Consider the following 13,567-nt stretch of genomic DNA (forward strand, 5'->3'; position numbering starts at 1 on the left):
TCACGCCTGCCAGAGGGTCTTGAGGACCGTGTCCTGCATCTCGTCGTGCATCTGCGAGAAGAGCGCGTCAAGCGTGCAGTTCTCGTCGATGCCGCCGTAGCGCAGGACGAAGCCGTCGGAGATGTCCGCCGCTTCCTTCGACACCTTGAGGCTGCCGCCGGCCTTCTTCGCGGCCTCGTTCAGCTTGGCGGCGAAGCCCGCCGGGAGGCGCTTAAGGTCGGCCGCGGAGAACATGATGGTTCCCTCGCCCGGCTCTGCGTGCTCGGACACGAGCTTGCACACCATGGCGAAGTACTCGCCAGCGGGAAGGTCGTGGAGCTCCTTCTGGGCCTGCCTCAGCACGGTCTCAATCAGGTGCTGGCGATACGCGAGCCTCTGCTGGCCCTCGATCATCGTCTTCCTGGACTCGACCCTCTTCTCGTACTGGGCCTGCTCGACCTCGAGGCGCTTGGTCGTCTTAGCCTTCGTCTTCTCGGCGGATGCACGGGCGGATGCCTTGGAAGACTCTGCATCGGCGCGTGCCTGGGCGAGCAGCTCCTGCGCGCTCTTCTCCGCGTCCTGGAGAATCTCCGATGTGATTGCGTCTATTCCCGCCATATTCTTTCCTCTTCAATCAGCTGGATCCACGTTTTCCTCCGGGCGGGGCCGAGACCTCGCCCGAACCGGTCCGCACCTAGATGTTGACGACCGCGAGGATGCTCACGAGGAGGGAGAGAATGGCGTAGGTCTCGACCATGGCCGGGAACAGCATGGCGCGACCGAACTGGTCCGGGTCCTTGGCGACGACGCCGATGGAGGCCACGGAGGTGCGGCCCTGGTGATAGGCGGAGATCAGGCCGGCGATGGCGATGGGCAGGCACGCGAAGAGGTACATGAGGCCCTGCTCGGTGGAGGCGACGGGCGTACCGCCGAGGACGCCGATCCTGGAGAGGACGACGAAGGTGATCAGCAGGCCGTAGATGCCCTGCGTACCGGGGAGGAGCTGGAGGATGAGGACCTTAGCGAACTGGTCGGGGTCCTCGGCCACGACGCCAGCCGCAGCCTGACCGGCGATACCGACGCCCCAAGCGGAACCGGAGCCGGCGAGAGCAGTTGCAAGAGCAGCACCAAGGAGTGCCAGAGCCATTCCCAAACTCATAGTTAGTTTTCCTCTCTGATTTCGATGTACTTGAAGTTCGCACCGAAGGGAGCGAACGCCTTGCCGCCCGCGTCGTAGAACTTGCCGAAGAACTCGACGAACTGCAGACGGTTGGTGTGCACGTAGGCACCGAGCAGGTTGATCGCCATGTTCATGAGGTGCCCGAGGAGGAACACCACGACGAACAAGATGACCCCGATGAGACCCCCGATACCCGCAATCATCGCGCAGAGCATGTTGACGACGCTCGCGATGACGCCGGTAGCGAGTCCGAGTGCGAGAAGCCTCGAGTAGGACAGGACGTCCGAGAGCCAGCCCGAGACTCCATAGAGGTCGTAGGCGCCGAGCGCGATGCGCAGGGCCCAGTTCTTCTTGTCCCTGCCGCCCATGAGGATGATCACGACCATACCTATGATGGTGATCCACTTGGCCACCTGGCTGACCCAGGCGGGGAGGGAGAACTGCATGCCTACGATGGAGGCGAAGATGTCCGTCGGGAGGAGCAGGAGGATGAGGCCGACGAGGAACAGGAACCAGTCGAGCACGTCTGATACGAAGCCCACGAAGTCGTGGTCGCGTAGCAGTTCATAGCCCTTGATCCCCAGACCAGTGAAGAGGTGGATCACACCGAAGAGCATGCACCACATCAGTAGGTACATCGGGTTCGACATCGGGTCGAACCAAAGCGGTTTGACTATGGTGTCGCCCGCGTACCCGAAGAAGGTCTTCGCGATCGTGTCCACCGCGTTGCCGAAGAAGCCGCCGAACATGGCGCCCCAGAACATGGTCGTGAGACCGCACCAGAAGAACAGCGAAAGCAGGTTCTTTATCCCGCTCTGAAGGTTCTTGTGCTTCATGAGCACGATGGCGCAGACGACGGACATCACAAGGCCGTACCCGGCGTCGGAGAGCATCATCCCGAAGAAGATGATGTAGAAGAAGGTCATGATCGACGTCGGGTCGAAGCGCCCGTGGGTCGGTAGGCCATAGGACTCGAGGACGGGTTCGGTGATGCGCAGGAACGGACGGTTGCTCAGCCTCGTCGGCGGCTCCTCGCCCTCCTTCGCCTCCTCCTTCTCGGCCAGGGCCTCGTACTTGTCCTCCACGTAGGCGATGAGCGCGTCGGCCTTCTCGGCCTCGACCCACCCCTCCAGGAAGAACATGCTCTTGGACTGGAGAATGGTGCCCAGGAGCTGATACCTTTCAGAACGCGCACGGTAGTAGTCGGAGGCGATCCTGAAGTCATCGCGCAGGTCCGAGAAGGTCTGGATCTCCTTCTTGTCATCCTCGACCCTCTTGGCGAGCGCCTCGCACTCCGCCTTCAGGTCCTCGATGGCCTGCGCCGGCACCTTGCCCTCTCCGAAGTTGGACGAGGGACGCGCGAAGCCGGCCTCTCGAAGGTTTGCTTCCAGCGTCTCCTTGACGCTCAGGTGATACACGATCGCCGCGTACGTGAGCTCCTGAGACTGGTCCAGCACCGTCACATCGACGGGCGCAGGGTCGTCCATGCCCTTAGTGAGGAGGGCGTAGAGCGTCGCCACGTCATCCATGCCGGCGAAGGTGCCGGCGACGAAGCCCGTCGCCTTCGTCCCGCGATAGTTCAGTGGGACGTTGAGCCTCTTCCAAGGCTCGAGGGAGGCCTGCGCCGCCTGCTTACGGATGATGCCCGCCTTGGACTCGTCGATGTCCTTCGCGATGCGAACGAGGTCCGAGGCCTTGTCGAGAATGCCCGCGGCCTCGTCGACGATGCCGTCGTAGCGCTTGCGCGTCACGACCTCCTTCTCGGGGAAGAGGGAGCCTCCCTTCGAGGGAGCGTAGACGGAGAGCTTCTTGAGGGCGTCCTCCAGAGTGTCCGCACTCTTGTCGAAGCGGATCCGTGCGGATTGGGTGTCCATCCGCTCGAGACCATCCGCCTCGATGTCGCTCTCGTGCACCTCCATTACCCCGAGGGACTGCAGGCTCTTGAGCAGGACCTTGCGGTTACGCCTAGGAGCGCAGATGCTAACCTTCTGCATTTCGACTATTGCCATTTGCCACCCCCTTAGTTTTTCGTAACATTCAATCGGAAGAACGTTCTGAACAAATACGGACGTCAAACGTCCGGGTTCAGCCAAGCACTAACGCTAGGAGAAGAAGCAAGAGCTACTTGAGTACGAGTTCCTTCACAGCCTTGACCGCAGCTGGCATCCTCTCGGCAAGCGCACCGGTCGGTTCCGGGTAATCCATCCCGTCAGAGGTGAGAGCGTCAATCTCGCGCTGCTCGCTCTGTCGCCACCCCTCGCGCGCCTCCTTGAGGCGTGCTGCTGACTCCTCTGCCGCCTGCTCTAGAATCTGCTTGCTCTCTCGCTCGCCATCCTGACGAATCTCGCGCGCCTGCGTGCGTGCGTCGGAGACGATCTGGTCGGCCTTGGACTCGGCCTCCTTGACCTTTGAGATGGTCTCTTCTATCACCGCTCCTCCTTTCTTGTAAGGTGCTGGCTGATTAAACAATCAGCCAGCACCGTAAGTATCATACGCAAAATGCGATAGATATCGCCGAAAAGCTGTTGAGCGGTACTAACTAATGTAGCCAGCATCCTTCAGCACGTCGTGGGCCTTGCTCTCGTTGGCCGTGCTCATCATGACGACGGGTCCGGTGCAGCCCATGCCGCTCTCGGCGTAGATGCCCGCCTTCCAGAGCGCGTGGACGGCATCCTCGAGATCGAGCACATCGACGCCCAGGATGGCAGCGGGAACGGGCTCCGCAGGAGGAGCGGTGACCTCCTCCGCCGGCTCCTTGGAGGCGTTCTTCTTTGCCTCGAGGGCCGCCAGGATGTCGTTCAGGCCGGCCTTCTCGGCCGCCTCGTACTCCGCCGCGACCTTCGCGAAGATCTTCTCGCGGACGAGCTCGGCGGCGAACACAAGGGCGTTCGCGACAACCGGAGCACCGGAAGCACGGGAGACGATGAGCACGAGCTTGTCGTAGCCCTTGCCCACGCCAGGACCGTAGCCGAAGCCAACGGACTCGAAGGAGCCGCCCGTCGTGAAGGAGGAGAGCATCTTGTTGAGGACGTTTCCGGTCAGCGAGTCGCAGACCATGATGTCCGGGGTGCCCTTGAGGACGTCGTTGCCGCGCATCACGCAGCCGCCGTCGGCGCGCGAGGACTCCGCGAAGTCGAAGTCGTAACCGTTGTCCTTGAGCTCGCGCAGGGCGTGCTCGACCTGGCGGGCGCCGTTGACGTTCAGGATGCCCACGGTCGGACGGGCGATGCCGGTCGCCTTAGCGACAGCGAGGCCGTCGATCGTGTTCTTAATCATGCCCTCGACGAGGTCGGGGCTCGAGGTGCCCGTCGTGTTGGCGACGAACATCTCCTTGCCGACGCCCGGGGTGACGACGCGGCCCACGGTGGAGACGCCGATCGGGAACGGGTAGTGCATGGTGACGGCACCGTCGACGACGTGCTCGCTCAGGAGCTCGTCCATCTTCTTGTGGCCGGCCTCGTCGTCGTCGACGTGGACGGTCGTGATGCCCTCATGCTCGAGAGTGCCGATGTAGTACACGTCGACGCCACGCTTGGCGGCAGCGACGGCCGCAGCCATGGCGTTCTCCTCGCCATGCTCGCTGCCCATGCCCGTGAGGGCAATCTTGGGCCTCGGGCCGAAGGATCCGCTCTCGAGGCCATCGGCCATCTGCATGAAGGCCTGGGCGATAGTCTTCTGGAGATCGCTCATCGATAAGCCCCCTTACTCCGCCTGAGCCAGAAGGGCGTTGGCGAAGTCCCTCATGGTGGAGGCGATCATGCCCTTGACCTCGTCCTCGCTGACGGCAGCCTGGTCGCCCTGGCCGTCGTTGGCCTCGATCATCACGGAGACGCCGTCGAAGAGGTTGGTCATGCGGCCCAGGAACAGCGAGCCCTTGCCGACGACCATGACGCGCTTCCAGGTGCCCTCCTCGATACGGGTGCGGGCGATGCCGAGAATGGGTACGCCGGAGGGAATGTGACCCTGGGTGGGAGCCCAGCCAGGCAGGCCGTACTCGCTCGGGAAGGTCTTGAGCTGCGCCTTCTCGAGCTGGCCCTTCTTGACGCCGAGGGCGGCGATCATCTTGAAGTTGGACAGGGGGACGTCACCGGCGCCAGCGGGCTTGGTGATGTCGGGGTTCTGCATCTCGGGAGAGTACTTGTCGACGTCGGTGACGGTGAGGCCAGCCTTCTCCAGCGGGTCGTAGACAAGCGAGCCGATGACGGCCTGAGGCGCGGACCCGGTGCCCACGGCGACGCGGCCGAGGTGCTCGAGGTCGACAACGGGGCTCACGCCATCGTCGGTGGTGACGATGATGCAGATGCCGCCGATCATGTCCTCGAGGACGGGCATGCCCTTCTTGACGTGCTCCTTGCCGTTCATGCCGAGCTTGGCGGTGCAGCCACCGGCGGTGACGGCGACGGTCTTGTAGGAGCCAGCGGCCACGAGGGAGGCGGCCTCGATCAGAGCGTGCGTCGGAGCGGCGCAGAAGCCACGGGCGTCAGAGCCGGTGGCGTTCACGAGACCGGCGATCTCAGCGGCGGCCTTGGCGAAGTTACCGCCACCGCGCTGGTTCATATCGCCGCAGGCCTCCTCGGAGCAGTCGATCACGTAGTCGACGTCCTCCTTGGCGACACCGGCGTTCTTGAGGCCGTAGAGCAGCGCGAGGACCGAGGAGGCCTTCTCCACGATGTTCTCGTGCATGATCTCGGCGGACAGGTTGTGGTCGACGTCGTGGGCGCGGTTGACGCAGCCGACGAGCTTGCCGTCGATGTAGAGGCCCTCGGAGGCCTCCTCGGCGACGAGGCGGGCAATCTCCGCCGCGTCGGTCGCGGCGGGGATGCGAGCGATGATGGTCTCGTCGATCAGCGGGTCGGCAGCGAGCTTGTCCTTCGTCGCGTCGATGAAGGCGCCGTCGAGCTTGACGAGGTCGAAGACGTCGCAGGCGCCCATGAGGAGCGTGAACTCGTCCTCGGGCATAATCTCACCGAACTGGCCATAGCGCTCGGAGCAGCCGCAGTCCTTGTCGTACCAGGGGAAATCGGTGTTCTCCAGGTCTTCGGGGGTCTTGTTGCCAATGTAGACCTGGTTCGGGAGGTAGCTCAGGACCTGATCGTAGGAGCGGAGGTGCTTGGGGAGCTCCTTCAGGTACTCACCGTCGGGGTTCACGACGCGCTCAGTAGTCTGGGTGGTGCCGTTGTAGATGACCATGTCGGGCGTGTGCGCGAGTACGTAGCCGGTACCCTTAATGACGCTCTTCATATATGTAAGTCCTCTTTTCCTGAGTTAGCCTCCCTGGCCTCTTGAGCGGCAAGGCCGGGAGAATGCCGTTTTCAAAAAGAAAGAGGGGCGGCGGCTTTTCGTCCGCCGCCCCTCCCGCAATTTGCTAGTCGAGGTACTTGCAGTAATCGGACCTGACCGACTCCATCTCATCACGGATGTCGTCGAGATCAAGGACCATCTCCATCATGGAGACCTGGTCCTCATAGACATCAGGATCGATCTCAGCCTTAACCTCAGGCTCGCAGATGTGGTAAACCGTGAGTCCCAACTGGACCCCAGTCAACGGACCGGCAAAAGTAGGATCGCCATTGGTGACCGTCTCGGCGGTCAGACCAGCGCCCTCACCATCAGCGGTGCCAAGAAGGACGGTAACGTTCTCAGGACCGTACTCCTCCGCAATCTCCTTGACGCGCTTCTGGTTCTCCAGGTCCATTGCACCTGCAGCCGTTCAGACGAAGCACTCGGTGGGTGCGAAGACGACTTCGCCACCGGCGCTCTCGGCACAAGCCTTGATAGCGTCACCAGGGACGCCATCACGATCGCCGATAGCGACGATCTTCTTACCCTTGATAATGCTCATGCCCACGCTCCTTTCCCTTTCTCAAATTGCTTAGGTCATTGAATAATGACCTCTTAAAACCATTATAACTCAAAAAATAATCGAGTAAAGATGCAGAAATACTAAATGTACTTCTTAATCATCGCCTCGACGTTCTCAGGGGTCGCGTCCTCCTTGACGCACTCGTCGATCTTCTCGCCGCCCTTGTAGATGGCGATGACCGGCAGGCCGAGAATCTTCTGGCCGATGGCCAGACGACGGGCCTTGGTGGTGTTGAGGGCGCAGAACTTGATCTTGTCGCCGTAGACGTCAGCGAAGCCGTGGATGTGCGGCATGAGAGCAGCGCAGGGAACGCAACCGTCGCCGTAGAAGTCCACGAGCACGTAACCGTCGGCCTTGAGGACCTCGTCATCGAACGTCTTCTTATCGACTTCCAGCATGTCTATCTCCTCCTACTTGAGACTTATCGCCAGTTTGTAGTAGCCAGTCAGCTTGACTACTTGAGGCTATCGACGTACTTGTAGGCCTGCTTGGCCGCAATCGCACCATCGGCGGCGGCGGTGACGACCTGGCGCAGGCTCTTGGGCCTCACGTCGCCAGCAGCGAAGACGCCTGCGACGTTGGTATGCATATCCTCGTCGGTCTTGATGTAGCCGTGATCGTCCAGCTCGACGGCGCCCTTGAGAAAATCAGTGTTGGGCAGGTTGCCGATGAAGCCGAACAGACCGAAGAGGCCATCCTCGGGATCCGCCTCAATAGTGGTGAGCTCGCCGGTCTTGGTGTTCTTTACGATCATCTTGTTGAGAAGATCGTCACCGTCGACCTCCTCCACGACGCTGTTCCACATGAAGTGGAGCTTGGGCGTCTTGAAGGCCTTCTCCTGGACGAGCTCGTCAGCACGGAGCTGGTCACGCCTGTGGATGACGGTAACCTTGCGCGCGTAGTTGGTGAGGTACATGGCCTCCTCAACCGCGGAGTTCCCGCCACCGACGACGTAGACCTCGAAGTCCTCGAAGAAGTTAGCGTCGCAGGTAGCGCAGAAAGAGATGCCCCTGCCGACGAACTTCTCCTCGTTCTTGCAGCCGATGGGACGCGGGTGCGCACCAGTGGCAAGAATGACTGCCTTGGCCTGGTAGTCCCCGTTGGCGCCGTGCAGGACCTTGACGTCGCCGTCAAGCTCGACAGACTTGATGGTGTCGCTCACGCGCTCGGCGCCGAACTTGGCGACCTGCTCGGACATCCTCTTGATAAGGCTCGGACCAGACTCACCCTCGACCTTAGAACCAGGGTAGTTCTCGATCTCGTTGGTGATGGCAATCTGACCGCCATCCTGGCCCTTCTCGATGAGGAGGGTGTCGAGCCTGTCCCTGCCAGCGTAGATGGCAGCGGAAAGCCCAGCAGGGCCTGCCCCCAGAATGATCAGATCATAGACCTTTGCCATTGATGCGCACCTCAGCTTTCTTGTTCCGATTTTGCGAACAGGTTAAAAGATACCCTAGATCTTTACCTTGAACACAGTCTGCTCGGTAATCGGCGTCGCAAGAGCGTCGAGCGCAACGCCGACGCGGTGATAGCGAAGCTTCCACTGCTCCTCCTTCGGCGTGTTGGGGTCGCCGAGGGGGTACGGGATGGAAATCGTGGGGACGATGCGGTTCGCGCCGACCGTCGTGGAGACGGGGACGAGGTTGCACATGTGCACCACGGGGAAACCAGCACGCTCAAAGACCTTGACCATCGTTGCACCGCAACGAGTGCAGGTGCCTCAAGTGGAGGTCATGATGATGCCGTCGACGTGGCCCTCCTTGAGGAACGGGATGATCTCGGAGGCCATGCGGGCAGCCTCGCCCTCAGTGGTGCCGGTGCCGACCGTCGAGTAGAAGTACTCGTGCAGGTGGCCGATCTTCCCCTCCTTCTCGTAGGCGCGCATGGCGTCCACGGGGACGCAGACGTTGGGGTCGGCATCAGCGGCGGCGGGGTCATAGCCGGCGTGGATGGTCTTGAAGCCGTTGGCGGCACGGTTGGGGAGCGCGTCGAGCTTGGAGATGTCGTAGCGGCCCCAACGGGTGGCAGACGCGGACTGGATGCGGTCCGGGTTGTCGACGGGAACGATGCCGCCGGTAGTGACCAGAGCAATGGTCGCCTTGGAGAGGTCGGCAATCGGGTCGGCGATGGGGACGACGTCCTTCTTGGGGATGATGAGCTCGGTCTGGTACGGCTCGCCCTTGATCTTCTTGATGAGCATGTCGACGCCACGGGCTGCCGCGGTGTTCTCGTGCTTGTTCTCGAGGAAGACCTCCTTGCGCATGCCACGCGCGAAGTAGCCCTCGGCGTCAGCGCCGAGCGTGGGCTCGCCGGCCAGCACCTTGTTGAGGTAGCCGATCATCTTGGGGACGTCCTTGCGCATCTTGGCAGCGGAGTTGCCGCCCTTGAAGATGACGACGTCCTTCTTGTACATGTCGACGCCAGGGGTCTCCTCGTTGAAGGAGGTGACGGCGGGGACGTGGAACTTCTCCTGGACGGCCTTGCAGATGGCGCCGCAGGCGACGGTGTAGCGGCCGGCCTGGAAGGCGGGGCCTGCCACGAAGGCGTCCATCGGCTTGTCCTCGATCATCTTGATGATGCGGTCCACGGCCTCCTCGGTGTTGGAGCCCATGTAGTTGTCGCCGCAGACGATCGTGTAGGTGACGTTGGCGTCCTTGAGGGCCTTGTCGATGGCCATGGTGGGGCCAAGGGTACCCTCGACGATGTAAGGCTCGATGCCGGCCTTCTCCTCGCCACCCACGCCAGCGAAGAACTGGTTGATGTAGCAGATTACACTCTTAGGCATTGTTTCCTCCTTTCGGTGAATTGCTTCCTAGAACTCTTTCATGGTCTTGAGGCTGAGACCAGAGATGTGGTCGCCGCAGAACCAGTTGTTGTCCTCCATGATGATGGAACCGTCGTCACGGGCGGACTTGCCGAGGACCTCGTCGTAGCCCCAGGAGCCGGACATGCCGTCACGGTTCATGGCCTCGAGGTTGCCGATGACGGTCTTGCAGGCCGGAAGCTCGGTGAGCTCGCCGACGTTGCCCGTGGAGACGAGGGCGTTGAGCTTCTCGTCCAGGACGACCAGCGGCTGGCCGACGCCGGTACGACCGTCGGACTCGTTGGAGACGCCCACGACGCCGATGCCGGCGTCCTCGAGGACGACCTGGCAGCGCACGTAGTCGGTGTCGGGGTTGCCGTAGCCCTCCTCGGTGACGATCGCGTAGTCGACACCCAGGTTGATGGCCATGTCGCGAACCATAATCGCGGAGCGCTCCTTCTGCTCGAGCGCGACGTTGAGGTTGGACATGATGACGCCGACGAAGTTGTAGTCCACGCCGTCGTGCTTGTAGAGCTCCTTAATCAGGGGGAAGTTCTGGAACTCGTAGGTGGACCACTTGGAGGAGGCGGGCATGAAGGAGCCGGAGATGATGGCGCCGTCGAAGACCTCGGTCGGGCTGACGTAGGTCGGGAGGAACTTGTTCATGTCCCAGCCGTACCACAGGTCGTTGTAGCCGAGGGCCTCCATCTGGGACTGCGGCTGCAGCACGATGGCGACGTTGGGGAGCTCGTTGCGAGCGGCGTCACGCTTCAGGATCGGGTCGAAGACGTAGGTCTCGGTGTCCTCGGCCTCGACGTCCTTGACGATCTTGCCGAGCCACTCGGCGAAGCGGTGGCCGGCCCAGCGCAGCGCGTGGTTGCACTTCTGCTGCTCGTGGCGCTCGAACTCCTCGTCGGTGTCACCGACCAGGCAGATGTTGATGATCTCGGACCACCTGGTGTGCTTGGCGCCCTCGCCACCCATGTCGATGACGCCGTCGCCGAAGGAGCCCCACTCCTTGCCGACCACGGTGACGCAGCAATCCTTGAGGGCCTTGAGCTCGCCGTCGCCAGCGGGGACGACGTCACCCGTGACGCCCGGGAACAGCGTGCGCCCATCCATGCGGACACGGGGCTCGATGGTCTCGATGACCGGCACGATGCGCGTGTCATCACCGGGGTGAGCGATCACGATGTCGAGATCGGTGATGTGATCGTCCTCGCCCTTGAGGTAGGAGATTGCGGCCTCCTTGTCGATGGTCAGAACGCCATCGGCAAAGGAGTTCTCACTGCCGAGGACGACGTCCTTGACGTGAATGTTGCCAATTTCCAACTTCATGTAGCCTTGCTCCTCTCTTAGACTCGCCTTCATAGAGATTCGTGCGACTCGCAGGCTCTCGCCCTTTCGCACGTTTCACTCCAGATTCTATGAACGCGATTATCAATGAACAAGTCACTTCCGATTAGTAAATTTGCGCCCATGCCAAACGGTCATTTCTCAAGCGCGAACGGTACGTGTTTTGCGAATTTTGTCCGATTTGCTTCACCGTTTCTACATATTCTGTTCACATATTCAAATTCCAATCGCGATTAGGTATAAAACACAACGAACTGGAAGAGAAATTCTCTTCCAGTTCGTTCTGGTTTACTTATTTGCTTGTCTTTTTGGTAGATTTGTGGTATCAGCCGCTGCCTAGATCATCTCGAGGAAGGCCTCGATGCGCGTCTTGAGCTGCCCGGCGTCCTCGGTGGAGTAGTTCGTCGTGACGTGCATGAAGGGGAACCCGGCCTTCTCGGCCGCCGCCTCCATGCCGAAGGCCTCCATCTCGTAGATGGTGCAGAAGGAGAGCGAGCAGTCGATGATGCCGTCGGCATGAAGGTCATGCGCCATCCCGATGACGTCCTGCTCCCGATCCTGGTTAGGCGTGAAGATGGCGCAGTGGATGTTGAGGTAGCGGTCAGCGACGTTGTCGATCATCTCGTCGACGGTCTCGCCACCCTCGTCCACCAGGTCCTTGTAGTAGCGCGAGCCCGTGCAGCACTCCTCGCCCACGACCACGCCGCCAGCCTTCTCGATGATGTTGAAGAGCTTCCAGTTGGGGACGGCCATGGGGGTGCCGGTGTACAGAACGCGCTTGGCGCCCTTGGGGGCGACGCCCTCTCCCTTCGCCACGCGCTGCTCGCACTCGTCCGCAATCGCGTTGATGGCGGCGGTCAGCCTCGGGGTGTCGTCCATGAAGGCGGCCTGCGTAATCAGCAGGCTGTCGAGGCCGGAGATGGGCGTGGGGTCTGCGGCGCGAACCCTCCCCAGGCGCTGGAGCGCGCGGCGCTTGTCGTTCGTCTCCTTGATGGCGCGGCGCAGGGAGTCCGCGGTGATCTTCTGGCCGGTCTCCTGCTCGATGCGCTCGGCGAGCCGATGGACCTCGTTGCGCCACATCTGCTTGGTCTCGTCGGTGCGGACGTGCGGAACGTCCATGATGTACATCGGCTTCTGGGTCGCAAAGAACTCGTAGCCCTTCTTCTTGCCGTCGCGGGTGTTCTCGCCCACCACAAGGTCGGCGGACTCGATGTAGGGGCAGACGCGGCCGAGCTTGAAGCCTGTGAAGCCCTTGATCAGCGGGCAGGTGTTGCGCGGCAGGTGCTTCTCGACCTCTTCGGGCGCCCAGTCGGCGCCTGCGCAGAGCCCGACCTCGACGCCTCCGGCGGCCGCCACGATCTCCTCGGGGACGTAGAGGCAGAAGCTGCCGATGATCTTCTTGATCCTGCCCTGCTCCTTGGCGTCGAGCATCTCCTTGATGCGGCCGGAATGGAGGTTGGTGGCAAAGTTGTCGAGGTACGAGGTGCTCTTGGGGCGGTTGTGCTGCGTGAGGAACATGTCCCCGTACATCTGGCCGACGGCACCCAGAAGACCGTCGTGCGCCTCCGTGTCCATGTCAAGGCTCTTCCACATGGGATAGTAGTCGACCGTCTCTCCTGCCATGGCAATCCTCTCCTTACTTATATATGTGCCTGGACCCGGGCGCTCCCCCGCGCCCCCGCACATCATAGGAAGGTTGGGGCGCAAGCTGCGACCCTGCGCCACAGATGGGCAGGTAGGACCCCCAAACGTGAGGTACCCACGATTAGTCAAACGCCGGATAGGATAAGCGGACGCAGGCTTCTACGGCCGTATGTAGGGACGGCAGAAGGCGATCCTCTCGCTGCCGTCCGCAAGGTGGATGACGCCGCAGTACGAGAAGCCCCTGCTCCTGATGAGTCCCTGCATGGGGCCGTTGTCCCGGTGGGTGTCCACCCGGAGGGCGAGGCCGCGCTCCCGTGCGCGCGCGAGCGCCCAGTCCATCATCGCCGAGCCGACGCCCCTCCCCTGCACGGCCGCAGCGAAGCGATGGACCACGAGATAGGGACCGTCATCGATCCAGAAGCCGTCATAGATGCGCGCATAGGTGGGGTCAGGCCCTTCGAGGAGCGCGAAGCAGCCCGCAGGGACGCCGTCTGCGCCCACCCAGACCCTGAGCGCACCGGTGGCGACGTCCCCCTCGAGCGCCCGGCGTCCCGGGAAGCCGGGACCCCACTGGTTTGGGTTGCCCGAGGCGACCATGAAGCGCTGCGCAATCGCGTAGATCTCCTCGACGCGTGCGAGGTCCGCGGTCGTCGCCGTCCGTATCTCCCCCATCGGTCCTCCTCGAGAAACGCCTCCCTCAAAAAAAAGCCACCCCGGTCTCCCGGGGTGGCTCGTAGGGTAC

The 13,567-nt window shown here is 62.0% G+C and carries 13 protein-coding genes; all 13 read right to left on the reverse strand.

Going from position 1 to position 13,567, the window contains the following annotated elements; translation table 11 throughout:
* A complete protein-coding gene (locus VXJ25_RS02235) occupies positions 1 to 597 on the reverse strand; it encodes a V-type ATP synthase subunit E (protein ID WP_330957586.1) in 597 nt (198 codons plus the stop codon).
* 76 nt (positions 598 to 673) lie between these two features.
* Complete coding sequence (locus VXJ25_RS02240) at positions 674 to 1,126, reverse strand: V-type ATP synthase subunit K (protein ID WP_330957587.1); 453 nt, start codon at positions 1,124 to 1,126, stop codon at positions 674 to 676.
* 14 nt (positions 1,127 to 1,140) lie between these two features.
* The gene (locus VXJ25_RS02245; RefSeq protein WP_330957588.1) at positions 1,141 to 3,168 is read right to left on the reverse strand and encodes a V-type ATP synthase subunit I; all 2,028 of its coding nucleotides are present in this window, start codon (positions 3,166 to 3,168) and stop codon (positions 1,141 to 1,143) included.
* Between the two features lie 112 nt (positions 3,169 to 3,280).
* Positions 3,281 to 3,589 (reverse strand): hypothetical protein, encoded by a 309-nt coding sequence (locus VXJ25_RS02250; protein WP_330957589.1) that lies wholly within the window; start codon positions 3,587 to 3,589, stop codon positions 3,281 to 3,283.
* A 105-nt stretch (positions 3,590 to 3,694) separates the two neighbouring features.
* Entirely contained in the window at positions 3,695 to 4,849 is a 1,155-nt protein-coding gene (gene grdD / locus VXJ25_RS02255) for a glycine/sarcosine/betaine reductase complex component C subunit alpha (protein ID WP_330957590.1), read from the reverse strand.
* Positions 4,850 to 4,861: 12 nt separating this feature from the next.
* The gene (grdC, locus tag VXJ25_RS02260; protein ID WP_330957591.1) at positions 4,862 to 6,400 is read right to left on the reverse strand and encodes a glycine/sarcosine/betaine reductase complex component C subunit beta; all 1,539 of its coding nucleotides are present in this window, start codon (positions 6,398 to 6,400) and stop codon (positions 4,862 to 4,864) included.
* 124 nt (positions 6,401 to 6,524) lie between these two features.
* Positions 6,525 to 7,001 carry a glycine/sarcosine/betaine reductase complex selenoprotein A gene (gene grdA, locus VXJ25_RS02265; protein WP_330957592.1) on the reverse strand — a complete coding sequence of 159 codons (477 nt, stop codon included), beginning with the start codon at positions 6,999 to 7,001 and terminating at the stop codon, positions 6,525 to 6,527.
* Positions 7,002 to 7,102: 101 nt separating this feature from the next.
* Complete coding sequence (gene trxA / locus VXJ25_RS02270; protein ID WP_330957593.1) at positions 7,103 to 7,420, reverse strand: thioredoxin TrxA; 318 nt, start codon at positions 7,418 to 7,420, stop codon at positions 7,103 to 7,105.
* A 56-nt stretch (positions 7,421 to 7,476) separates the two neighbouring features.
* Positions 7,477 to 8,421, reverse strand: a complete 945-nt coding sequence (gene trxB, locus VXJ25_RS02275; RefSeq protein ID WP_330957594.1) for a thioredoxin-disulfide reductase — start codon at positions 8,419 to 8,421, stop codon at positions 7,477 to 7,479.
* A gap of 54 nt (positions 8,422 to 8,475) precedes the next feature.
* Positions 8,476 to 9,807, reverse strand: coding sequence for a betaine reductase selenoprotein B (gene grdH / locus VXJ25_RS02280; RefSeq protein ID WP_330957595.1), 1,332 nt, complete (start codon positions 9,805 to 9,807; stop codon positions 8,476 to 8,478).
* 27 nt (positions 9,808 to 9,834) lie between these two features.
* Entirely contained in the window at positions 9,835 to 11,163 is a 1,329-nt protein-coding gene (locus VXJ25_RS02285) for a glycine/sarcosine/betaine reductase component B subunit (RefSeq protein WP_330957596.1), read from the reverse strand.
* Positions 11,164 to 11,517: 354 nt separating this feature from the next.
* The gene (locus VXJ25_RS02290) at positions 11,518 to 12,804 is read right to left on the reverse strand and encodes a double-cubane-cluster-containing anaerobic reductase (protein WP_330957597.1); all 1,287 of its coding nucleotides are present in this window, start codon (positions 12,802 to 12,804) and stop codon (positions 11,518 to 11,520) included.
* A gap of 180 nt (positions 12,805 to 12,984) precedes the next feature.
* Entirely contained in the window at positions 12,985 to 13,497 is a 513-nt protein-coding gene (locus VXJ25_RS02295; protein ID WP_330957598.1) for a GNAT family N-acetyltransferase, read from the reverse strand.
* Positions 13,498 to 13,567: the final 70 nt, after the last annotated feature.

The sequence above is a fragment of the Olsenella absiana genome, from assembly GCF_036408855.1.
GTDB classification, from domain to species: domain Bacteria; phylum Actinomycetota; class Coriobacteriia; order Coriobacteriales; family Atopobiaceae; genus Olsenella_K; species Olsenella_K absiana.

Coding starts and splice junctions, on each gene's coding strand:
- trxB (WP_330957594.1), bottom strand. CDS start 8,421: ATGGCAAAGGTCTATGATCTGATCATTCTGGGGGCAGGCCCTGCTGGG.
- grdC (WP_330957591.1), bottom strand. CDS start 6,400: ATGAAGAGCGTCATTAAGGGTACCGGCTACGTACTCGCGCACACGCCC.
- VXJ25_RS02295 (WP_330957598.1), bottom strand. CDS start 13,497: ATGGGGGAGATACGGACGGCGACGACCGCGGACCTCGCACGCGTCGAG.
- VXJ25_RS02235 (WP_330957586.1), bottom strand. CDS start 597: ATGGCGGGAATAGACGCAATCACATCGGAGATTCTCCAGGACGCGGAG.
- VXJ25_RS02285 (WP_330957596.1), bottom strand. CDS start 11,163: ATGAAGTTGGAAATTGGCAACATTCACGTCAAGGACGTCGTCCTCGGC.
- VXJ25_RS02290 (WP_330957597.1), bottom strand. CDS start 12,804: ATGGCAGGAGAGACGGTCGACTACTATCCCATGTGGAAGAGCCTTGAC.
- VXJ25_RS02240 (WP_330957587.1), bottom strand. CDS start 1,126: ATGGCTCTGGCACTCCTTGGTGCTGCTCTTGCAACTGCTCTCGCCGGC.
- trxA (WP_330957593.1), bottom strand. CDS start 7,420: ATGCTGGAAGTCGATAAGAAGACGTTCGATGACGAGGTCCTCAAGGCC.
- grdD (WP_330957590.1), bottom strand. CDS start 4,849: ATGAGCGATCTCCAGAAGACTATCGCCCAGGCCTTCATGCAGATGGCC.
- VXJ25_RS02245 (WP_330957588.1), bottom strand. CDS start 3,168: ATGGCAATAGTCGAAATGCAGAAGGTTAGCATCTGCGCTCCTAGGCGT.